This window comes from Streptosporangium sp. NPDC000095 (assembly GCF_042899335.1).
Lineage (GTDB): Bacteria > Actinomycetota > Actinomycetes > Streptosporangiales > Streptosporangiaceae > Streptosporangium.
This window is the reverse complement of record NZ_JBIAZS010000002.1, coordinates 117,731-137,741: the sequence shown is the minus strand read 5'-3', so window position 1 is coordinate 137,741 and position 20,011 is coordinate 117,731. Positions and strand designations below refer to the sequence as shown.

The 20,011-nt window shown below is 70.6% G+C and carries 17 protein-coding genes and 2 tRNA genes; 12 read left to right on the top strand and 7 right to left on the bottom strand.

Annotated elements, in window-relative coordinates; all coding sequences use genetic code 11:
• Positions 1 to 27 precede the first annotated feature (27 nt).
• Positions 28 to 549: a SigE family RNA polymerase sigma factor gene (locus ACFY3V_RS05965; RefSeq protein ID WP_389770485.1), complete on the top strand. Its 522-nt coding sequence runs from the start codon at positions 28 to 30 to the stop codon at positions 547 to 549.
• Complete coding sequence (locus ACFY3V_RS05960) at positions 546 to 1,745, top strand: hypothetical protein (RefSeq protein ID WP_389770482.1); 1,200 nt, start codon at positions 546 to 548, stop codon at positions 1,743 to 1,745. The genes ACFY3V_RS05965 and ACFY3V_RS05960 overlap by 4 nt, the downstream gene beginning before the upstream one ends.
• 9 nt (positions 1,746 to 1,754) lie before the next feature.
• Here the strand turns inward: ACFY3V_RS05960 and ACFY3V_RS05955 are convergent, their stop codons facing one another.
• Complete coding sequence (locus ACFY3V_RS05955; RefSeq protein ID WP_389770479.1) at positions 1,755 to 3,023, bottom strand: RNA polymerase sigma factor; 1,269 nt, start codon at positions 3,021 to 3,023, stop codon at positions 1,755 to 1,757.
• A 69-nt stretch (positions 3,024 to 3,092) separates the two neighbouring features.
• A complete protein-coding gene (locus ACFY3V_RS05950) occupies positions 3,093 to 3,500 on the bottom strand; it encodes a YciI family protein (RefSeq protein ID WP_389770476.1) in 408 nt (135 codons plus the stop codon).
• A 264-nt stretch (positions 3,501 to 3,764) separates the two neighbouring features.
• Between ACFY3V_RS05950 and ACFY3V_RS05945 the strand changes: the two genes are divergently transcribed.
• Positions 3,765 to 4,823, top strand: coding sequence for an LLM class flavin-dependent oxidoreductase (locus ACFY3V_RS05945; RefSeq protein ID WP_350942872.1), 1,059 nt, complete (start codon positions 3,765 to 3,767; stop codon positions 4,821 to 4,823).
• A 177-nt stretch (positions 4,824 to 5,000) separates the two neighbouring features.
• On the opposite strand, the gene ACFY3V_RS05940 is transcribed toward ACFY3V_RS05945, so the two are convergent.
• On the bottom strand, positions 5,001 to 5,327 hold the full coding sequence (locus ACFY3V_RS05940) for a hypothetical protein (protein WP_389770473.1): 327 nt from the start codon (positions 5,325 to 5,327) through the stop codon (positions 5,001 to 5,003).
• 103 nt (positions 5,328 to 5,430) lie between these two features.
• Between ACFY3V_RS05940 and ACFY3V_RS05935 the strand changes: the two genes are divergently transcribed.
• Complete coding sequence (locus tag ACFY3V_RS05935; RefSeq protein ID WP_389770470.1) at positions 5,431 to 8,862, top strand: BTAD domain-containing putative transcriptional regulator; 3,432 nt, start codon at positions 5,431 to 5,433, stop codon at positions 8,860 to 8,862.
• 107 nt (positions 8,863 to 8,969) lie between these two features.
• On the opposite strand, the gene ACFY3V_RS05930 is transcribed toward ACFY3V_RS05935, so the two are convergent.
• Positions 8,970 to 9,611, bottom strand: a complete 642-nt coding sequence (locus ACFY3V_RS05930; protein ID WP_362896615.1) for a hemerythrin domain-containing protein — start codon at positions 9,609 to 9,611, stop codon at positions 8,970 to 8,972.
• A gap of 276 nt (positions 9,612 to 9,887) precedes the next feature.
• Between ACFY3V_RS05930 and ACFY3V_RS05925 the strand changes: the two genes are divergently transcribed.
• From ACFY3V_RS05925 to ACFY3V_RS05890, 8 genes are all read left to right on the top strand, one after another.
• Positions 9,888 to 9,960 (top strand) — tRNA-Thr (locus ACFY3V_RS05925).
• A 210-nt stretch (positions 9,961 to 10,170) separates the two neighbouring features.
• Positions 10,171 to 10,244 (top strand) — tRNA-Met (locus ACFY3V_RS05920).
• A 79-nt stretch (positions 10,245 to 10,323) separates the two neighbouring features.
• Complete coding sequence (gene rpmG / locus ACFY3V_RS05915; RefSeq protein ID WP_030921771.1) at positions 10,324 to 10,488, top strand: 50S ribosomal protein L33; 165 nt, start codon at positions 10,324 to 10,326, stop codon at positions 10,486 to 10,488.
• Between the two features lie 324 nt (positions 10,489 to 10,812).
• Complete coding sequence (locus tag ACFY3V_RS05910; protein WP_350942876.1) at positions 10,813 to 11,259, top strand: MaoC family dehydratase N-terminal domain-containing protein; 447 nt, start codon at positions 10,813 to 10,815, stop codon at positions 11,257 to 11,259.
• Position 11,260: 1 nt separating this feature from the next.
• Positions 11,261 to 11,689 carry a MaoC family dehydratase gene (locus tag ACFY3V_RS05905; RefSeq protein ID WP_362896613.1) on the top strand — a complete coding sequence of 143 codons (429 nt, stop codon included), beginning with the start codon at positions 11,261 to 11,263 and terminating at the stop codon, positions 11,687 to 11,689.
• 292 nt (positions 11,690 to 11,981) lie between these two features.
• The gene (locus tag ACFY3V_RS05900; RefSeq protein ID WP_389770465.1) at positions 11,982 to 13,238 is read left to right on the top strand and encodes a hypothetical protein; all 1,257 of its coding nucleotides are present in this window, start codon (positions 11,982 to 11,984) and stop codon (positions 13,236 to 13,238) included.
• Between the two features lie 41 nt (positions 13,239 to 13,279).
• Complete coding sequence (locus ACFY3V_RS05895) at positions 13,280 to 14,317, top strand: UDP-N-acetylmuramate dehydrogenase (protein ID WP_362896609.1); 1,038 nt, start codon at positions 13,280 to 13,282, stop codon at positions 14,315 to 14,317.
• A gap of 263 nt (positions 14,318 to 14,580) precedes the next feature.
• Positions 14,581 to 15,150, top strand: a complete 570-nt coding sequence (locus ACFY3V_RS05890; RefSeq protein ID WP_350942880.1) for a TMEM165/GDT1 family protein — start codon at positions 14,581 to 14,583, stop codon at positions 15,148 to 15,150.
• 94 nt (positions 15,151 to 15,244) lie between these two features.
• Here ACFY3V_RS05890 and ACFY3V_RS05885 read toward each other — a convergent pair whose 3' ends face one another.
• From ACFY3V_RS05885 to ACFY3V_RS05875, 3 genes are all read right to left on the bottom strand, one after another.
• Positions 15,245 to 18,121, bottom strand: coding sequence for an AAA family ATPase (locus tag ACFY3V_RS05885; RefSeq protein WP_389770460.1), 2,877 nt, complete (start codon positions 18,119 to 18,121; stop codon positions 15,245 to 15,247).
• 124 nt (positions 18,122 to 18,245) lie between these two features.
• Positions 18,246 to 18,407 carry a hypothetical protein gene (locus ACFY3V_RS05880; protein WP_350942882.1) on the bottom strand — a complete coding sequence of 54 codons (162 nt, stop codon included), beginning with the start codon at positions 18,405 to 18,407 and terminating at the stop codon, positions 18,246 to 18,248.
• A gap of 219 nt (positions 18,408 to 18,626) precedes the next feature.
• Entirely contained in the window at positions 18,627 to 19,940 is a 1,314-nt protein-coding gene (locus tag ACFY3V_RS05875) for a sensor histidine kinase (RefSeq protein ID WP_389770456.1), read from the bottom strand.
• Positions 19,941 to 20,011 lie beyond the last annotated feature (71 nt).

The following is a 20,011-nucleotide window of genomic DNA, read 5'->3' as shown; positions in this document are numbered from 1 at the left end:
CGTCGGTAACGGTTGAGAGGAGTCGCCTTGGACCGCAATGACAGCTTCCGCAGGTTCGTCGCCGACCATCAGCAGGCGCTGATGCGCACCGCCTACCTGCTCACGGGAGACGCCCACCAGGCCGAGGACCTGCTGCAGAGCGTCCTGCTCAAGGTGCTCGGACGCTGGTCCAGGCTGTCGCGCGTCGAACGCCCCGACGCGTACGCGCGCAAGGCGCTGCTGAACCAGTACATCTCGTGGCGCCGGCGCCCGGTCAGGAGCGAGTTTCCGACCGCCGACCTACCTGACCGGCCCTACTCGGGCGAGGACTCCACCATCGTGCGACTCGTCATGCGTCAGGCTCTCATGCGGCTGCCACCCCGGCAGCGAGCGGTGATCGTACTGCGCTACTACGAGGACAGGACCGAACGTGAGACGGCCGAACTGCTGAACTGCTCGATCGGAACAGTGAAGAGTCAGGCCCACTACGCGCTGGCCCGCTTACGCGAACTCGCGCCCGATCTGGCGCCCAAGCTCGCCGACCTGGAAACCGAGGGGGCATACCGATGACCTGGCTGCGGGACGTGCTCGTCGACCTGGCCGACGAGTCTCCACAGGTGGACCTGGCGGAACGCACGATCGCGACGCGTGAGCGCAGGCGGCGTACGGTGATCTCGCTTCTCGCGGCGGCCATGGTCGTGGGCGTCGCCCTCGGTACGACGGCCACCATCCGGCTGTTGCCCGACGAACCGCAGGAGGTCGTCGCGTCCAAGGGGGACCTGCCCGCGCGCGGGGTGGGGCCGTTGAGTCACGCGTACAAGACCTTCTGCGGACCGGCCACCGGGAAGAAGCCGTCGGATTGCCGGGACGGAGGCTGGCGGGTGGTCACCCGGAGCGGCAGGACCTACCACGTGCCGGAGGCGCTGCCCAGCCTCGCCCCCGGCCGCACCGGCATAAGCGACAGCCCGCTGGCGATCAGCCGGGACGGTCGGAAGATCGCCTACTACAGCGCCGAGGAGGGCACCTTCCAGGTCCGCGACCTGGCCTCGGGCCAGAAGACGACGGCTGCGAGCAAGGTGCCGGCGGCCTGGCTGGGAAGCGTCTCGCGTTTGATGCTGTCGGATGACGGGCGCTTCGTGGCCTTCAGCAAGGTCCCGGACTTCAAGGATCCCGCGCTGCTCATCGATATGCGTGACGGGGTCGTCCGCGAGTTGCCGAACCGCTGGATCCCCATCGGCCTGTCACGGGACGGCGCGACCATCACGCTCGCGGAGTACTCGCCCAGATCACAGCTACGGACGATCTCGAACCTTTGGCCCAGCTCTTCCAAGGGCGACTCCACCTCGGTCATCCTGCCGGTGCACTACATCTTCAGCCCGCTCGCCCCCGACGGGAAGACCGTCGCGGTGATCGAGAACCGCAGCACCGCCGAGAAGCCATGCCGTCATGGCGACCTCACCCTGATGGACACGCTCACCGGCAAGAAGCGGAAGAAGACCGTCATCAGCGGCCTGCCCTCCGATATCACCCAGATCTCGCTGCGTACCTGGCTCAGCGCCGAGGAGGTCACGGTTCTGACCGGGACCGCGCGGTGCAGGCCGGCGTCCGAGGTGCCGGACGACGAGCCTGCGGTGATCGACCCGCCCTATAGGACCATGACCGCCTACGCGGTGAACATCAGGACCGGCAAGGCCAGAAAGCTCGCCACGTACAGAGCGCAGGACTTCTCCGAAATCGTCCTCCCAGGTCCTCCCGGGACGTGGTGACCCCGGATCTCACGTCATGGGCTGGTCCGGGACGGTGAGTCTGGCGGCGCGGGTGGTGAGGTAGTCGCGTTCCGGGGCGCTCGTGGTGCGGCTCGCCGCCGCGCGGTAGTCGGCGAGGGCCGCCCGCCGGTCACCGGCCATCTCCAGCAGGTGGGCACGTGCCGTGTAGAAGCGGTGGTGGTCGGCGAGGCGGTCGTCGGCGCCGAGTGTTCTGAGCATGTCGAGGCCGATTTCCGGACCGTGCGCCATGGCGGCGGCGACCGCGCGGTTGAGGGAGACCATGGGGTTGTCGGACATGCGTTCCAGCAGGCCGTACAGCGCCAGGATCTGCGGCCAGTCGGTCTCCTCGGCCGTCGCCGCCTCGTCGTGGACCGCGGCGATCGCCGCCTGGAGCTGGTAGGGGCCGACCGCGCCCCTGGACAGGGTGGCGGTGACGAGCGCGACGCCCTCGGCGACGGCGGCGCCGTTCCACAGGCTCCTGTCCTGCTCCGCGAGGGGGATCGGGGTGCCGCCGGGGTCGGTACGGGCGGGACGCCGGGCGTCGGTGAGCAGCATCAGCGCGAGGAGCCCGGCCACCTCGCAGTCGTCGGGGAGCAGGTCGTGGGCCATCCTGGTCAGCCGGATCGCCTCGCGGGACAGCTCCACCCGCTGCAGGTCGGGTCCGGCGCTGCTGGCGTAGCCCTCGTTGAAGACGAGGTAGAGGACGTGAAGCACCGAGCCGAGCCGTCGCGCCCTTTCCCGGGGAGCGGGCATGCGGAACGGGATCCCCGAGGCCTTGATGCGCTGCTTGGCCCGGCTGATCCGCTGCGCCATGGTCGGCTCGGGCACCATGAACGCCCTGGCGATCTCGGCCGTGGTCAGGCCGCCCACGGACCGCAGGGTGAGGGCGATCGCCGACGCCGGGGTGAGCGCCGGGTGGCAGCACAGGAACAGGGTGGTGAGCGTGTCGTCCCGGTCCGTCTCGTACGCGTCGTCCGCCGGTGGGGCGGTCCGCCGGTCGGAGGACTCCCGAGTGGCGACCAACTCCTCCCGGCGGCGCCGCGCCTGCTCGTTGCGTACCTGCTCGGTCATCCGGCGGTACGCAACCTGGATGAGCCATCCGCGCGGGTTGGCCGGGACGCCCTCGTCCGGCCACTGGGCCGCGGCGTCGATCAGTGCCTCCTGGACCGCGTCCTCGGCGGCGGCGAAGTCCCCGAACCGTCGGGTGAGCACGCCGACGACCTGCGGCACCAGCGGGCGCAGCAGGTCGTCGACGGCGTCGGCGGCAGGGCTATCCAACGGTCACAGCCCTTTGGGTGCCACGCCGGCCGGTGGTCGCGGTCCTCCGGGGACCGGGCCGTTCAGCGGTCACAGTTCCTCGGAGGGAGCGGCCGACATCACCTGGCGCAGCTCTATCGGCATGTTCAGCGGCCGGCCGCCGGGGCCGGGGGCCGCCGAGATGTGCGCGGCGAGGTCGATCGCCCGCTCGGGGCTCTCGCAGTCGACGATCCAGTAGCCGACCAGGAACTCCTTCGTCTCGGGGAAGGGGCCGTCCGTGACGACGGCCGCGCCGCCCTCCCCGGCCCGTACGATCTTGGCCTGGTCGGGGGCCGCGAGTCCCTGGGCGTCCACGAACTCCCCGGACTCGATGAGCTTGCCGTTCGTGTCGTGCATGAACTGGATGTGGGCCTGGAGGTCCCCGACGGGCCAGGTGTCGATCGGCGGCACCGCGTCCTTCATCTGCCCGCTGAACTGCATCAAAATCATGTACTTCATGCCATCGCTCCTCACGTTCGAGCGTCCTCCTCGACGCTCTCACCCACAGGTAGAAGCAGGCGACCGTGTTCTCGACATTCTGGCCGACATTCGGCGAAAAAAAGTTCCCGCCACGGCGCCGGAGGGTGAAGTGCCAGGTCAGGGGTGGGGTGGGGGGTGCCGGAATTCTCGCCCCGATGCCGTGGTTTCGTCTACTGCCCGTGCCGGTGAGAGCCTTGAGAGGCTGTTGAGAGGCGGTTGGGAAACCGTTGGGAAAGAGGGAGCATGGTCGCACCGCTTGAGTTCGCGATCGACACGTTCGGCGACGTCACCGCCGACGCGGACGGAAACCGGCTGCCGTACGCGCAGGTGATCCGCAACGTCGTCGAGGAGGCGGTGCTCGCCGACAGCGTGGGGATCGACGCCATCGGCGTCGGGGAGCACCACCGGGACGACTTCGCGATCTCGGCACCGGAGATCGTGCTGGCGACGATCGCCGGTCGCACCGAACGCATCCGCCTCGGCACCGCGGTGACCGTGCTCAGCTCGGACGACCCGGTACGGGTCTTCGAGAAGTTCGCGACCCTGGACGCGGTGTCCCAGGGCCGCGCGGAGATCATTCTCGGCCGCGGCTCGTTCACGGAGTCGTTTCCGCTGTTCGGTTTCGACCTGGCCCAGTACGAGGAGTTGTTCGAGGAGAAGCTCGACCTGCTCTCCCATCTCCTGGAGGAGGGCCCCGTCACGTGGCAGGGCCGGCTCCGTGCCGGGCTGAAGGACCAGCACGTGTATCCGAAGACGGAGTCCGGCCGGCTGCGCACCTGGATCGGCGTCGGCGGCAGCCCTCAGTCCGTGGTGCGCGCGGCGAGTTACCGGATGCCGCTCATGCTCGCGATCATCGGCGGTGCGCCGGCGCGTTTCGCGCCGTACGTCGACCTGTACCACCGCGCCCTCGCCCAGTTGGAGGTCGAGCGGTTGCCGGTCGGGGTGCACTCGCCGGGGCACATCGCCGAGACCGACCGGCAGGCCCGCGAAGAACTCTGGCCGCACTATCGGGCGTTGCACGACCGCATCGGCCGTGAGCGCGGCTGGGGTCCCACGTCCCGGGACGGTTTCGAGACGGAGGCCGACGAGGGTTCGCTCTACGTCGGATCACCCGAGACGGTGGCCGCGAAGATCGCGAAGACCGTGAGCACGCTCGGCGTCAACCGCTTCGAGCTCAAGTACAGCTCGGGGACGCTCGGGCACGAGAAGCTGATGAACTCGATCCGCCTCTACGGCGAGGAGGTCGTGCCGCGGGTGAGGGGGCTGCTGGCCAAGACCTCGGCGACGGCCCCGGCCGGGTGAGCCGAGGGGCGTGCGAGGGCTTTCCGGCCGGGATCCTGGTCAGGGTTCCGGCCGGGTGATCCGAGAGGTGTACGAGGGGCTTCCGGCCGGGAACCGGGCGACGGCCCCGGCCGGGTGAGTCGTGCGAGGGGCTTGCCGGCCGAAGACTCGGTCACGCTTCCGGGCGGGTGAGCCGGGTCACCGCGAGGGAACTCCTCCGCCGATCGCGGCCCACAGGGTGTCGAACTCCTGGGAGGTCAGGGCGTTCAGGCCGAAGTCGCCGGGATAGATCGGCCCTTCGGCCAGGAAACCGTGCTCGTCCTCGATGTGGCGCCATGAGTACGTGCGGGCGATGCCGTCCGAGCCGAGCTCGGCGTGTCTCACCGGCCAGTACTCCCCGCCGCTGTCGATGACGGTCTCGAACAGCCACACGTGGCCGTCGCCGTCCACCCCGTGCCAGTACAGGTGTGGCCGGTCGCTCTCGTCGAGCGCCCGGATCGTTTCCCTGCGGCGATCCTGCGACATCGTGCTCCCCGGTGTTCGTCAGAAGTTTGGGTGTTCGTCGAAGGCGAGGAAGGGCTCAGGGCTTGCCAGAAGCAGCCGAAGGGCGCATACCCTGCCTTTTGTTATGTTGCGTGTTCTTGGTCCGCTCCAGGCGGAGATCAACGGCCGTACGGTGGACCTCGGCACCTCCCGGCAGCGGGCCGTGGTGGCCAGGCTCGTCGCGGCGGGCGGGCACGTGGTCTCCACCGATCGTTTCATCGATGACCTGTGGCGCGGGCAACCGCCGCCGAAGGCGCTGGCCGCCCTCCAGGTCTACGTGTCCAACCTGCGGCGGGTGCTCGAACCCGGCCGGTTGCCGCGCACACCCGCCACGGTGCTGGTCAGCGCCGTACCCGGCTACCGTCTGCGGCTGGATCCCGATCAGGTGGACGCCTGGTCCTTCCCCCGGCTGGTCGAGGCCGCCGGGACCGCGCTCGCCGAGAGGGACGGGGCACGGGCACTGGAGACGGTGGACCGGGCACTCGGGTTGTGGCAGGGACCCGCGTACGGGGAGTTCGCCGACGACGAGTGGGCCGAGCCCGAGGCCGCGCGGCTCGAAGAGCTGCGGCTCGTCGCCGTGGAACACAGGGCGGAGGCACTGCTGGCGCTCGGCCGCAACGCGGAGGTCGAGCTTGAGCGGCACGTCCGCGCCCACCCGCTCAGGGAGAACGCGGTACGGCTGCTCGCCCTCGCCTACTACCGGGCAGGGCGGCAGGCCGACGCCCTGGGCGCGATCAGGAGGGCACGCGAGACCCTCGCCGACGAGCTGGGAATCGACCCGGGCCCCGCGCTGCGCGCGCTGGAGGCCGACATCCTGGCCCACGCCGACTCCCTGAACCGGGTGGAGGCGCCCATCCGGGTACGGACGCCGCTCTCGGACGCCGCGGGGAACGGGGGGAGGGCGCCGGATCAGGGAGGTCGGGGACGGCCGGGGCCGGACCGGGCGGGACGTGATCGCGGCCCGAACCACGACCGGGGTCGGGAGCTCGGCCGAGGTCGAAACGGGGACAAGGGCCAGGAGCACGACAGGGACCACGACAGGGACAGGGACACGGGCCGTGACAGGGGAGAAGGTCGTGCTCTCGACGACCCCGGTTCCGGTCTTGTGGGCCGTACCGAGGAACTGGCGGCGTTGGAAACGGTCGCGCGCCAGGGCGGTGTGCGCACGGTGTGGCTGGGCGGTGATCCGGGAGCGGGTAAGAGCACCCTGGCCACCGCGTTCGCCCGGCGGCTCGCGGAGCGCGGCTGGCTGACCGCGACCGGGCAGTGCCCGGAGACCGACGGCGGGGCGCCGCCCGCGTGGGCGTGGAGCGAGGTGCTGCGCGCCCTGGCCGTGGAACGGCCGCCGGAGGGTGATCTGGCGGTCCGGCTGGCACCGCTGCTGGACGACGACGCCCCGCCCGCGGGACCGTTCCTGCTGGCCCGCGCGGTGGGCGACTACCTCTCCCGGGTCGTCGGGCGCGGCACCCGGCTGCTGGTGGTCATGGAGGACGTGCACCGGGCCGACAGCGAGACGCTCCAGCTTCTGCGTCACCTCGCCACGGGGGGCGCGGAGGCGGACATCATGATCGTCGCGACCTACCGGCCCACCGAGGCCGTCGAGCACCTGGGGGCGACCTGGGCGGCCCTGGCCGGGCGTGACACCCACCGGATCGACCTGGGCGGGCTCGGCGACGAGGACGTGGCACTGCTGCTGCGTGAGCGCTCGGGGCGGGAGGTGGACGCGGTGACCGCCCGGACCGTGGCCGAGCGGACCGGCGGCAACCCGCTGTTCGTCTGCGAGACCGCGCGGCTGATCACCACGGACGGTACCTCGGCCGCCCGCGCGTTGCCGCCGGGCGTGCGCGACCTGATCCGTCGCAGGATCGCCAGACTGCCCGCGACGGCCCAGCGGATCCTGCGGGACGCGGCCGTCGTCGGGAGGGACGTCGACGTCGACGTGCTGCTCACCCTGGAGGGCGCCGAGGAGGACGCCGCCCTCGAAGCGCTGGAGGCGGGCGTGGTGACCGGGCTGCTCACCGAACCCGCCCCCGGACGGGTGCGCTTCGCCCATGTGCTCGTCAGGGAGACCCTGTACGAGGACACGCCGGTACTGCGCCGTACCCGGCTGCACGGCAGGGTCGTCGGCGCGCTGGAGCGGGTCAGGCCGGGGGAGGTCACCGCGCTGGGCCACCACGCGCTCGCCGCGGCCACCCCGGGCTCGGCGGGGCGGGCGGTGCCCTACGCCAGGGCGGCGGCCGAGCAGGCGAGGGGGATGCACTCCTATCGGGAGGCGGGGGCGTTCTACCGGGGAGCGCTGGAACACGTCGACGACGACGCGCTCCGGCTCGACCTGCTCTGCTCGCTGGTGGCCGTACAGGCGCACGAGGGCGACGTACTGGCCGCCAGGGAGAACCGCGAGCGGGCCGTCGCCCTCGCGCGGCGGCTGGGCAGCGGCCTGAACCGGGCGTTGACCGCGTACGACGCGCCGGTGACCTGGTCGATCCAGCCGGGCCGTTACGTGGACCGGCCGCTCGTCGACGCGCTGGTGGCGGCGCTGGACGGCGCCGACGACGAGACCCGCTGCCGGCTGCTGGCCACGCTCGTCTTCGAGCTGGAGGGGCACGACGACGAGCGCTGCCGGGCCTACAGCGCCGAGGCGGTCGAGATCGCCAGGCGCCTGGGGCGTACGGACCTCGTCTGCCTGGCGCTCAACGCCCGTTACTTCGTGCTGCTGACCCCCGGCCGCCGCGACGAGCTGGAGGTCGTGGCCCGTGAGCTGGTCGAGCTCGGCGACCGCGCGGGGCTGCCCGGGTACGCGATGCAGGGACACCATGCCCTGTTCATGGTCAGCCTGGGCCGCTGCGACCTCGCCGCCGCCAGGCACCACGCGGACCGCGCCCTGGAGCACTCCACCACCGGCCAGCTCGGTCTCGCGCTGGGCGTGTTGTCCATGCTCGACACGCTGATCCTGCTGATCAAGGGTGACTTCGAGGGCGCGGAGCGGTCCTACCTGGCCATCGCCGAACGCATGAGAGCCGCCGGAGGGGCGAACGCCCACGTCATAGGGCCCATCGGCCGGTTCGCGGCGCGGCTGGCGGGCGGCCTGCCGCAGGACATCCCCGAGCTGCTGGCGTTGCACGAGCTCGTCCCGGAAGGGCTCTCGGACATCCTGGTCAGGGCGCTGATCGCCGAGGGGCGCCTGGCCGAGGCGCGGACGTACTGGCAGGCCGATCAGGAGCCCCGCCTGGACTACTACTGGCTCCTCTGGCAGGGCCTGCGCGGGGAGAACGCGATCGCGCTGGGCGACCGGCGGGCGGCCGAGCACTGCTACGAGGTCCTGCTGCCCTGGGACGGCGAGCCGGCCGGCATGCACTCGGGATCGATCACCCTCGGGCCGGTCGCCCAGATCCTGGGCGACCTGGCCGTCCTCCTCGGCCGGGACGCGACCGCACACTACGAGCGGGCGGTGGCCGTCGCGGAGCGGATCGGATCACCGCACTGGGCGCGCAGGGCCGCCGAGGCGCTTGGGCGGTGAGAACCCGGATCGAGGGGACGCGCTGAAGGGCCGAAACGAGGAGACGCGGCGAGGATCCGTCCCGAGGAGACGCCGAGGAGACGCCGAGGACGCGGTGAGGATCCCGCTCAGGAGACGGCGAGGGGGCCGAAGATCAGCCGCTGCCGCCGCCGGTGGCCCCGCCGGAACAGGGAGAGCATCACCGTCAGCGGGGGACCGGCGAGCTTGCGCAGCCGGGCCATCTCGTCGGGCTCGGCGTACTGCTCCATCCTCGGCAGGTCGATCCTGACGTTCCCGCCCTTGCGGACCTCCGTCTCGACCCGGTGCCAGTCGGCGACGGACACGTACTTCCTGATGATCGGGAAGAGCAGCCGCTCCTCCTCCGTGATGTGCTCGTCGAGCATGTCGGCGAGCCGGGTGAGGGACTTGGCGAGCGCGGAGGCGTCGCCGGTCGAGGCGAACGCGGCGGCCTGGCCGTCGATCTCGGCCAGCAGCGGGTCGAGGTCGGCGTGGTCGTCGCTCAGGTCGCGCAGGTCCACCTCGGCTCCGGCGGACCGTTCGAGGACGGGCCAGAGCACCTTGTCCTCCATCGTGTGGTGGTGGTGGATGCCCCGGTTCAGCGTGGTGATGAAATCGGCGATGGCGCGGGCACGGGTCTGGTCGGCCGACTGCCGGCCCTCGGCCAGCTGGGTGGCGAGCGTGGCCAGGCGGCGGACGTCACCGCGCATCGCGCGGTGGGTGATCTGGAATCCCAGAAGTTCCGGGGTCATGTCGAGGGCTCCTCGGTCGGTGCGGGCTGCTTACCCGACCACGATGCGACGGTCCTCTTATGGGCTACTTGGTGGTCACTTGGTGGCGAACCACGGCCTTCCGGCATGCCCGTTTCCCCCGCGCACCCAGGCGGGATTCGAGGGGGCGGGCCGAAGATCGGGCGGGGTCCGTCGCGGGGAGCGTGTGGTGGTCCGGGCGGACCTCTATTGATTTCGCATCCCGCTGCGGAGCCGTGTATGGTTACACCTGTCCGCAAGCGAGAGCGACACGGACAGGCCCCTTTAGCTCAGTCGGCAGAGCGTCTCCATGGTAAGGAGAAGGTCTACGGTTCGATTCCGTAAAGGGGCTCAACAGCCTAAAGGCCCTAACCTCCCGGTTAGGGCTTTCGGCTTGGTTGGCCTTAAACAAGCAAAGGCGAGCCAGAAAATACTCAAGGTTCCTGACACGCGAGCGGGCATACTGGGGCAACCCAGAAGAGATCGCCCTGACCTGCACAAGTACGCAGGCACTCTGCGGGTCGGGTATCCTTGCGGGGTCGGTCGATTTCGTCGGCCTCAAGGCGGAGTAGCTCAGCCAGGCAGAGCAAACGGCTCATAATCGTTGTGTCGCCGGTTCAAGTCCGGCCTCCGCTACTACCCACAGGGGCTTCTCCCACCAGAGAAGTCCTGTCGTGGGTTGTCCACTGTCCAGAACGTAGAAAGGCACTCCCAAGTGGCTGCCACCGACGTTAGGCCGAAGATCACGCTGGCCTGCCAGGAGTGCAAGCACCGCAACTACATCACGCGGAAGAACCGGCGTAACGACCCGGATCGGCTTGAGCTGAAGAAGTACTGCCCCAACTGCAAGACGCACCAGGCGCACCGCGAGACTCGCTAGTCTGCGCGAAGCCTTCCGCCGTGGGCGGGAGATGAGTGCTTCATCGGCACGCACACACTCCACGAAAACCGGCGTCCTCCAACGAGGCGCCGGTTTGTCGTATCCGTACAGTTTTCTCGCGCGGGCGTTGACCGTGGAAGAGAACCTGCGGGAGGGCGAGCCGGGCTAGGTTTGCTGGTGGCACACTTCCAGATGGCCGGCCGAGGTCCAGGCGGGTCCGGGCGGGGGCCGGGGGCACGCTTTGGAATCTTGTTCTGTTAGTGTCTCGCTTCCACTCCGGTCTACGGACCGGTCTCGTCGCGTCGGTATCCGCAAAGGAGCACGATGGCCCTGAACCGTGACTTCGTCGGGCGGGCGTCCGCGCCCTCCTCGCCGTACGAGGTCAGTCGCGTGAAGATCAAAGAGTTCGCGACGGCGATCGGGGACGACAACCCGATCTACCGGGACAGGGAGGCGGCCCAGGCCGCCGGGCACCCCGACGTGATCGCGCCGCCGACCTTCCCCATCGTGTTCAGCCTGGTCGGAGGGACGATCCTGACCGACCCCGAGCTCGGCCTGAACCTCGCCATGGTGGTCCACGGCGAGCAGCGCTTCGAGTACCGGCGGCCGATCCACGCCGGAGACGAGCTGGTGAGCGTCTCCACCGTGACCGACATCCGCAGCGTCGGCCGCAACGAGCTGATCACCGTCAAGAGCGACGTCAGCACCGTCGACGGTGAGCCCGTGTGCACGACCTACAACACCATCGTCGAGCGTGGAGGGGCGGGCTGACATGGCCGCGACGGTCAAGTACGACGAGGTCGAGACGGGCCAGCAGATCCCGCCCGCCGAATACACGGTGCGCCGCGCCAGCCTGGTGATGTACGCCGGGGCCTCGGGCGACTTCAACCCCATCCACTGGAACGAGCGCTTCGCCAAGACCGTCGGGCTCCCCGACGTCATCGCGCACGGCATGTTCACCATGGCGCAGGGCGGCCGGTTCGTCACCGACTGGGTGGGCGACCCCGGCGCGGTCGTCGACTACGGGGTGCGCTTCTCCTCCATGGTGGTCGTCCCCGACGACGAGCAGGGTGCCGTCATCACGGTGAGCGGGCTCATCGAGGAGAAGCTCGAGGACAAGCGCGTGGTGGTCGCCCTGACCGCGAAGTCCAACGACTCCCGGGTCCTTTCCAAGGCCCGCGCGGTGGTCCAGCTGTCATAGCGCCCCGTCACGGGCGCGGTCCCGCCCTGCACGGCATGGCCAGGCCTGGCCTGGCCGGTCTCATACGGCGTGGCTCCGCCCGGGATTCACCGGATGCGGTCCGCGCCGGTTCGGGACGCGGCTCATCGGCTCGTGACGGTTCGGCTCGTGATCCACGAGCACGGATCGTGTTTCACCGGCAGGGTCCGTGTTTCACCGGCGGAGTCCGTGGTTCACGGGAACGGCCCGTGGTTCACGGCATGCTCCTGGGCAGGGGCCGAATCTTCTTCCTGTCTCGGGGTAGCTCCCCAGCATGAGCGAAGTACCTCCTAACGTGACCGGCCTCGCCGAGCGGCGGGCCAAGGCGCGAGCCGAGCGGGACCACGCCACCGCCGACGCGCTCCGTGACGAGATCAGAAGCGAGGGCTGGCTCGTCCGGGACACCGCTGACGGCTTCGAGCTCATCCCCTCTCCCTCCTTCGAGGTGTGGCCCACGGTGAGTGCCCTGCCCGAGGGGGCGGCGCGGAACGGTTCGGCAGGGAAGCCGGACGCCGCCACGACCGAGGGACGGGTCGACGCCGGGGATGGCGGGGACGCCGCGGGGCGGGAAGACTCCGCGGATCCGGGGCGGGTCGCCGAGGCCGCCGACCCCGGACGCGACCCCGGCCGACTCGGCGACCTGGACGCCGAGCGGGTCGCCGAGACCGAGGCGGCGCCCCAGCAGAGGCCCGAGGGCTCGGAGCTGGTCGGCCGGACCGACGATCTCGACGGCCACCCCGAGCGGATGGTCTCCTCCCAGCTGCTGTGGGACGCCAGCCTGTCGATCTCCCGGCTCGACGAGTCGATCGCTCCGCCGGCCGACGCCGAGGAGCCACCGGAGGCGCGGCCGACGGTGACCGTCGCGCTGCTCGTCGACGGCCACCCCGACGAGCTTCGCGAGTGCGTACGCGCCCTGGTCGCCCGTACGGAGGCGAGGATCCTCGCCCTCGACCTGGGAAACGTGGACGGCGCGGGAGAGGTCCTGGAGGAGCTGGCCGAAGAGTTTCCCCGCAGGGTGGAGTCCTGGCACGTGGCCGAGTCGCCGCACTGGAGGGGAGGCTCCGCGGGATGGGGTGAGAGCAGGGACAAGCTGTTGCGTCTCGACACCTCGGACGTGCACGTCGTGATGGACACCTCCGTGATCCTGGAGGGCGACGCCGTCACCCCGCTGGTCAAGGCGCTGGACGACGATGTGACCGCGGCCGGGTGGAAGGGCGTGAACCCCCGCGAGGACGACAAGGAATGGCTGGAGGCCGAGCCGGGCGAGGTCCGGGGGCTGCTCGGCCACCTGTTCGCGATCAGGCGTGACACCGCGCTCGCCGCCGGGGGGTTCCCCGCCGACGCCCGCTACTACCGCAACGCCGACCTGGAGTTCTCGCTCAGGCTGCCCGGCACGCTCGTCGCCCTGGGAAAGGATCTCCCGGTCCGTCAGGAGCGGCACCGCCGCGACGACGGCGCGGACCCCGAATATCGCGACAGGGAGTCCCGGCGGACCTATGACCGGGTGCTGAAGCTGCTGCGCTCCCCGTAGGCTGGTCGCGGATTTCGGCCGGGTGGCGGGTGGGGAAGCGCATGACGGAGCGGGTGGCGGGGGTACGGCTGGCGCCGTACACGACGCTGGGGCTGGGGGGACCGGCCGGGGCGTTCGTGGAGGCGGGGTCGTCCGAGGAGATCGTCGAGTTGGTGGCGGCGGCCGACCGGGCGGGCGAGCCGGTGCTCGTGCTGGGGGGCGGCAGCAATCTGGTCGTCTCCGACGCGGGCTTCGACGGCCTGGTCGTGCGCGTCGCCTCCCGGGGGGTCGAGATCGAGGGGGACCTGGTCACCGCGCAGGCGGGCGAGGACTGGGACGCCCTGGTCGAGCGCGCGGTGCGGGAGGACCGGTCGGGTGTGGAGTGCCTTTCCGGCATTCCCGGGCTGGTCGGGTCCACGCCGATCCAGAACGTCGGAGCCTACGGGCAGGACGTCTCCCAGACGATCACCGCCGTCCGCGTCTACGACCGCCGGGCCGGTGAGGTGCGGGACCTGACCGCGCGGGAGTGCGGGTTCGCCTATCGGCACAGCGCGTTCAAGGATGATCTGGGGCGATACGTCGTGCTCGCGGTCACCTACGAGCTGGCCGAAGACGCGCTGTCCGGCCCGGTCGCCTACCGGGAGCTGGCCTCCCGGCTCGGCGTCGCCCTGGGCGAGCGGGTGCCGCTCGCCCAGGCCCGTGCGGCGGTGCTGGAGCTGCGCGCGGGCAAGGGCATGGTCCTGGACGCCGCCGACCCCGACACCCGCAGCGCGGGGTCGTTCTTCACCAACCCGGTGCTCGCCGCGGCGCAGGCCGCCGAGCTTGAGTCGCGGGCGCCGGGGTTTCCCCGCTGGGACATGCCGGACGGGGCGGTCAAGGTCCCGGCGGCGTGGTTGATCGAGAACGCCGGGTTCCCGAAGGGCTACCGGCGCGGCCCGGCCCGCATCTCCACCAAGCACACCCTCGCCATGACGAATCCGGAGCTGACGGCCTCGACGGAGGAGCTCCTCGACCTCGCCCGGGAGGTGCGGGACGGCGTCCTGGAGAAGTTCGGCGTCACCCTGGTCAACGAGCCCGTGATGGTCGGCACCCGGCTCTGAGGTGGGAATGGGCATTCGATTTCTGCTGCTATGGTCTGATGGAAAGACCCGAAGGGGAGTAGTCCCAATCGCGTGATCGACATGCTGGCGCCTGAGGCGCCCGGTCGCGCGGGCCTCGGATCCGGCCGGTTCGGCCCGGCTTCGCGGCGGACGAGACCTTCGGCCTGGCAGGCATTAACTGGATGCCGCCGGGCCGAAGACGTGCCCGAAACTCCCCGGGTATCCCCTTCCGCCCGGCTGCGTACGCGGGAAGGGCACCTTCGTTGGAAGCGTTCTGGATCAGTCTTGCTGTGATCTTCGTGGCCGAACTCGGCGACAAGAGCCAGCTCATGGCGATGACCTTCGCCACCCGGTTCAAGCCGTGGCCGGTCCTCGCCGGAATCACCCTGGCCACCGCGGTGGTCCACCTGTTCAGCGTCGCCCTGGGCGGGCTGGTCGGCGACTTTCTCCCCACCACGGCGATCACGATCATCGCGGGCATCGCCTTCCTGGGCTTCGCGCTGTGGACGCTGCGCGGGGACGAGCTGACCGACGAGGAGTCGCAGAAGGCGCAGCGCACCACCCGGTCGGCGATCATCGCCGTGACCGTCGCCTTCTTCCTCGCCGAGTTGGGGGACAAGACGATGCTCGCGACCATCACCCTCGCCACCCAGTACGGCTGGTTCGGCACCTGGATCGGCTCGACGGTGGGCATGGTCGCCGCGGACGCCCTCGCCATCGTGGTCGGCCGGATGCTCGGCAAGCACCTGCCGGAAAAGATCATCCGGTACGGCGCCGCCGCGGCCTTCGCCGTCTTCGGTGTGATCCTGCTGCTCGAACCGCTGTTCGCCTGATCGGAGCCGGTACGACCGCGTGTGGTCGGCGGCGGTGGAGCAGGGGGATCAGGGCGAGGCGACGGGTGAAGCGTCAGCGGCGGCGGGTGAGGGGTCAGCCGATCAGGGCGAGGCGGTGGGCGGCCGCGGCCGCCTCGCCACGGGTGGAGACCCCCAGCTTGCCGAGGATGTTGGAGACGTGGACGCTCACGGTCTTCGCCGAGATGAACAGCTCGGTGGCGACCTCGCGGTTGGACCTGCCCTGGGCGACCAGCCGGAGCACCTCCAGCTCGCGCGGGGTGAGCGGCGGCTCGGAGCCTCTGGCCCGCCCGGTGTCTCCGGCCTGCTCGGTGAGGGAGATCCCGATCCGGTGGGCGAGCGCCTCGATCTCGGTGGCGAGCGGCCGGGTGGAGAGCGCGACGGCGATCGGATGGGCCACGCGCAGCCGGGACGCGGCACCGTCGCGGTCACCGGCGCCGGCCGTCGCCCGCCCGCCGAGGAGCAGCGACTTCGCCCGCAGGAAGGGACGTCCCAGCCGTTCCCAGGCGGCGGCCGCGGCGTCGTGGTCGCGGATGAGACCGAGCCGGTATGCCTCGGCGACGGGACTGTCCACGGTCATCGCCTCCCTCGCCTTCTCGACGTGGGCGTGCAGCGCCGCCACCCGTTCGGGCGCGAGCGCCTCGGCCGTCTCGCAGACCCCGCCGAGCAGACCGAGCACCCGCCAGCCCAGCATGGGCTTGCTGGTGATCTGCGCCTCTAGGGTGACGCGCTCGGCGACCTCCAGCGCGGCCAGCGGCTCCCCGCTGAGCAGGTGCAGGCCGATCATGAGCCGGGCGTTGGCCGTCAGCTCCTGCATGAACTCCTCGGGGGCGTTGCCGAAGGCGCCCACCTCGTCCAGGACGGCTCTGAGCACGTCCGTCTCGCCGCGGGCGATCGCCACGTCCCCGCGGATCCGCCGCAGGTGGTGGCGGGTGCGCAGGGTGGGGTCCGCGCCGAGGAGCTGCTCGACGAGCTGGGCGGCCTCGTCGAACCTGCCCAGCGCCTCCAGCGCCTCGGCCCGGTTGTTGGCGATGAACGTGCCCTGGTCACGGTGGCGGCCGTACTTCCTCGCGAGCCGCTCCCCTTCGAGCGCGAGCTCGATCGCCTCGGTGGAGCGGCCCATGTTGTTCAGCGCGTCCACGTTGTTGGCGATGGCGCGCAGGACGCTGCGGCCGGACTCGACGCGCTCGCCGATCGCCTTCGCGGTCTCGTTGAGTTCGATCGTGACGTCGAGGCGCCCCGCGATCGAGTGGCCCAGCGCGAGGTTGAGCAGCAGCTCCGCCTCCAGGGTCTCCTCGCCGTACTCGCGCGCGATCCGCAGCGCCTCCTCGGTGTGCGCCGTCCCCTCCTCCAGCTCGCCGCTGAATATGAGGTACGAGCCCAGCTTGGACAGCACCTCGGCGCGTTCCAGCCCCGGTTCCGGGACGAGGCGCTCGGCGTAGCGAAGATCGTCGAGCACCCCGGGGCGCCGCTTGGACTTCCTGAACTGCGATCTGCGGACGACCAGGTTCGCCACCCTTGCGGGTTCGGTCCGCTCGTCGAGCTCGTTCAGCGCGGCCTTGACGAACTTGCCGCCCCGCTCGACCTCTCCGCACGCGCTCGCGGCCTCGGCGGCCTGCTCCAGGACGGTGGTGTGGTCCACGCCGATGCGCTCGGCGGCGTCGGGAACCTTGCCCCACAGCGTCAGCACCCGCTCCAGCAGCTGCATCATCTCCTTGTAGGCGAAGGTGTTGGCGGCCTTGCCCGCCGCCTCCCAGGCGGAGATGAGGGCCCAGAGGTCGTCGCGGGCGGCGTGCCAGTGGTGGGCGATCTCGATGGCGGCCCGGCCGGGAGGGACCAGCGTGCGGTCCCTGCCGATCTCCTCGGCGAAGCGGGCGTGCAGCCGTACGTGCTCGCCGGGCAGGAGCTCGTCGTGTACGGCCTCGCGGATCAGCGCGTGCCGGAAGACGTAGGCGCGGCCGTCGGCGACCTGCAGCACGTTGGCCGCGATCGCGGTGCGCAGCGCGTCGTCGAGTTCGACGTCCGACAGCTCGCTGACCGCGACGAGCAGGGCGTGGCTCACCCGGATGCCGCCCGCGGCGGCGACGCGCAGCACCCGCTGGGTCTCCTCGGGGAGCCGCTCCACGGAGCCGATGATCAGGTCGTGCAGGGAGTCGGGGAAGGTGCAGTCGCCGCCGCACTCCATCAGCGCCTCGACGAACAGCGGGATGCCCTCGCTGCGCTGGAAGACCCGGTCGACCTGGGCGAACTCGGGGGCGCTGCCGAGGATGCCGGCCATCTGGGCGGCCACCTCCGACTGGGTGAGCCGGGGCAGGTCCAGCCGGAGGATCCCGTCCAGCCGGCTGAGTTCGGCGAGCACCGGCCTGAGCGGGTGCTGGCGGTGCAGCTCGTCGGAGCGGTAGGTGAGGACCATCAGCACGGGAGCGGTGCGCAGGTTCCGGCTGAGGAAGGCGATCAGGTCGCGGCTGGAGCTGTCGGCCCAGTGGACGTCCTCGATGAGGAGGATCACCGGGTGGCGCTCGGCGAGCCGTTCCAGCAGGGTGAGGATCTGTTCGAAGAGGCGCGCGCGGGCGGTGTCGCTCTCGGTGTCGCCGCTCGGCTCACCGAACTCGGGGAGCAACCTGGCCAGGTCGCGCGTCCCTCCCTCGGGAAGCAGGGCCGCGACCTTCTCGACGCCGCACTCGCGGACGAACTGGCGGATCGCCGCGGTGAACGGCGCGTAGGCGAGGCCCTCGGTCGACAGCTCCACGCAGCCCCCGTTGAGCACGTGGGCGCCGTCGGCCGTGGCCCGCTCCGCGAAACACCCGATCAGGCGTGACTTGCCGACACCCGCCTCGCCGCCGAGCAGCACGGTCACCGCCGCGCCCTTCCGGGCCTGCTCGAACGCCTCGGCCAGGTCCGCGAGTTCCCTCTCCCGCCCCACGAAGATGGGGCTTACCGCCCGACCCACCATGTCTGCCAGCATGTCATGCCTTAAAGGTGCGATCTCCTCATTTTTCGCTCGGTGAAATCGGGGAGTCAGGGAGGCAGGGAGGCCCGGCCGGGCGAGGGGGAGCGGCCGGGCTCTCGGGACGGGGTCATGCCGGAATGATTTTGCTGAAGAGGCCCCCGCGGCGCTTCTCCGAGGAGTGGGCCTTCCTGTCCTCCTCCGCCTCACGGGCGCGGCGGTAGTCGTCGGCCTCCTCGCGGAGCTCGGCGGTCCGGTGGGCGATCATCTCAAGGTGGAACTCGGGACCCATGAGGGTTCCTTTCTGATGGGGCGCCTCGCGGCACGCTTTCCTTACAGACTCAAGATTCGTCCTAAGGCCCCCGGTCCCACATCGGGAGGATGTCCTATCTCCCGGGCACTTCTCGCCGCGGCACTACCTAGGTGGGGCCCGGCCCGTGCCGGTACTACCTAGTGCTGTGATCGGAAGGGTTCAGTCCGTGACTCCAGGCCGGAGCGGCGGCAGCCGGAGTCAGTCTGTGACGTCACGCCCGAGCAGCGGCAGCCGGAGGACGAAGCGCGCGCCTCGCGGACTGTCCTCGATCTCCAGTGTCCCGTGGTGGTCTGCGACGATCGCGCGGGAGATGGCGAGGCCGAGCCCGCTGCCGGTGGGATCCCTGTGCCGCCCGTCGCTCAGTCGTACGAAGGGCTGGAAGACCCGTTCGCGGGCCTCCGGTGCGATGCCGTCCCCGTCGTCGCTCACCGTGACCACCGCCTGGTCGCCCCTGCGCTCGGCACTGACCTCGACGCCGGTTCTGGCATGTCGCTGGGCGTTGACGACCAGGTTGTTGAGAACCCCGCCGAGTTGGACGCGGTTGCCGAGGACCGTCACCTCGTTCCTCACCCGGGTGCGCACCGGCACGGGCCGCGTCGTGGTGATCAACTCCTCGTGCACCAACGTCCCGAGGTCGACCGGCTCGGGAGGGGCGGGAACGGCCGTGCGGATCCGGGCAAAGATCAGAATGTCGTCGATCAGTGCTCGGAGCCGTTCCGTCGTCGCCAGGCCCGCTTGGATCACCTCGCGCTGGTCGACGCGGTCCGGGTACAGCACGGCCTCTTCGAGCTGTATCCGAAGGCCGGCCACCGGGGTTTTGAGCTCATGGGAGACGATGGAGGCGAAGTGCCGCTGCTGTCCCACGGCCTTCTCCAGCCGGGCCAGGGTCTCGTTGACCGTGCGCGCCAGCCGGGCGATCTCGTCGTCGTAGGGCGGTTCCGGCACCCGCATGCTCAGGTCGCCGACGCCGATCTCCGACGTTCTCTCGCGGATCGCCTCCACCGGCCGTAGTGTCCGCCCGACCAGTGCCCAGACCATCCAGGTGGTGAAGGCGGTGGTGAGCAGGGCCGCGGTCAGCGTGCCGATCTCCAGGATGTGCGTGGAGAGGGCGGGAGGTTCGGCCATTCCCGCGTAGACGACGTGAGAGTCGCCGTTCCACACGAAGCGGGCCTCCTGTGGGGAGACCCGGGTGGCGGTGACCAGGACGCAGCCGGTGGGGGAGCACTCGGTGAGGTGCAGGATGCGGTCGTCGTGGGGCGGCCGGACGGTGCTGAGCGGCGGCCTCCCCGCGGCGGCGGGACTGGCCGACACCACCCGGCCACGTGAGTTGACGAGTTGCAGGAGATTGACCTTGGAGGTCGGCGCCGCGGCCGGAGGAAGGCCCGGCTTCATCGACGCGATCCAGTCGATCGCCACCCGCTGCGTCTCGCGGAATATGTCGTCGCGGATCGCATTGCGGATTATGAGGTCGAGACCTACCGCGATCACGGTGAAGACGATCAGGGACACCACCGCTGCAAGGACTGTGAAGCGCGCCCGGATCGAGCAATCGCCCCCAAAGGGCCACATAAACGAATCCCCCG

What these genes read in the sequence shown, in the direction of transcription:
- ACFY3V_RS05960 (WP_389770482.1), top strand. Translation starts at nt 546, where the DNA reads ATGACCTGGCTGCGGGACGTGCTCGTCGACCTGGCCGACGAGTCTCCA.
- ACFY3V_RS05950 (WP_389770476.1), bottom strand. Translation starts at nt 3,500, where the DNA reads ATGAAGTACATGATTTTGATGCAGTTCAGCGGGCAGATGAAGGACGCG.
- ACFY3V_RS05945 (WP_350942872.1), top strand. Translation starts at nt 3,765, where the DNA reads ATGGTCGCACCGCTTGAGTTCGCGATCGACACGTTCGGCGACGTCACC.
- ACFY3V_RS05940 (WP_389770473.1), bottom strand. Translation starts at nt 5,327, where the DNA reads ATGTCGCAGGATCGCCGCAGGGAAACGATCCGGGCGCTCGACGAGAGC.
- ACFY3V_RS05935 (WP_389770470.1), top strand. Translation starts at nt 5,431, where the DNA reads ATGTTGCGTGTTCTTGGTCCGCTCCAGGCGGAGATCAACGGCCGTACG.
- ACFY3V_RS05930 (WP_362896615.1), bottom strand. Translation starts at nt 9,611, where the DNA reads ATGACCCCGGAACTTCTGGGATTCCAGATCACCCACCGCGCGATGCGC.
- ACFY3V_RS05910 (WP_350942876.1), top strand. Translation starts at nt 10,813, where the DNA reads ATGGCCCTGAACCGTGACTTCGTCGGGCGGGCGTCCGCGCCCTCCTCG.
- ACFY3V_RS05905 (WP_362896613.1), top strand. Translation starts at nt 11,261, where the DNA reads ATGGCCGCGACGGTCAAGTACGACGAGGTCGAGACGGGCCAGCAGATC.
- ACFY3V_RS05900 (WP_389770465.1), top strand. Translation starts at nt 11,982, where the DNA reads ATGAGCGAAGTACCTCCTAACGTGACCGGCCTCGCCGAGCGGCGGGCC.
- ACFY3V_RS05895 (WP_362896609.1), top strand. Translation starts at nt 13,280, where the DNA reads ATGACGGAGCGGGTGGCGGGGGTACGGCTGGCGCCGTACACGACGCTG.
- ACFY3V_RS05885 (WP_389770460.1), bottom strand. Translation starts at nt 18,121, where the DNA reads ATGGTGGGTCGGGCGGTAAGCCCCATCTTCGTGGGGCGGGAGAGGGAA.
- ACFY3V_RS05880 (WP_350942882.1), bottom strand. Translation starts at nt 18,407, where the DNA reads ATGGGTCCCGAGTTCCACCTTGAGATGATCGCCCACCGGACCGCCGAG.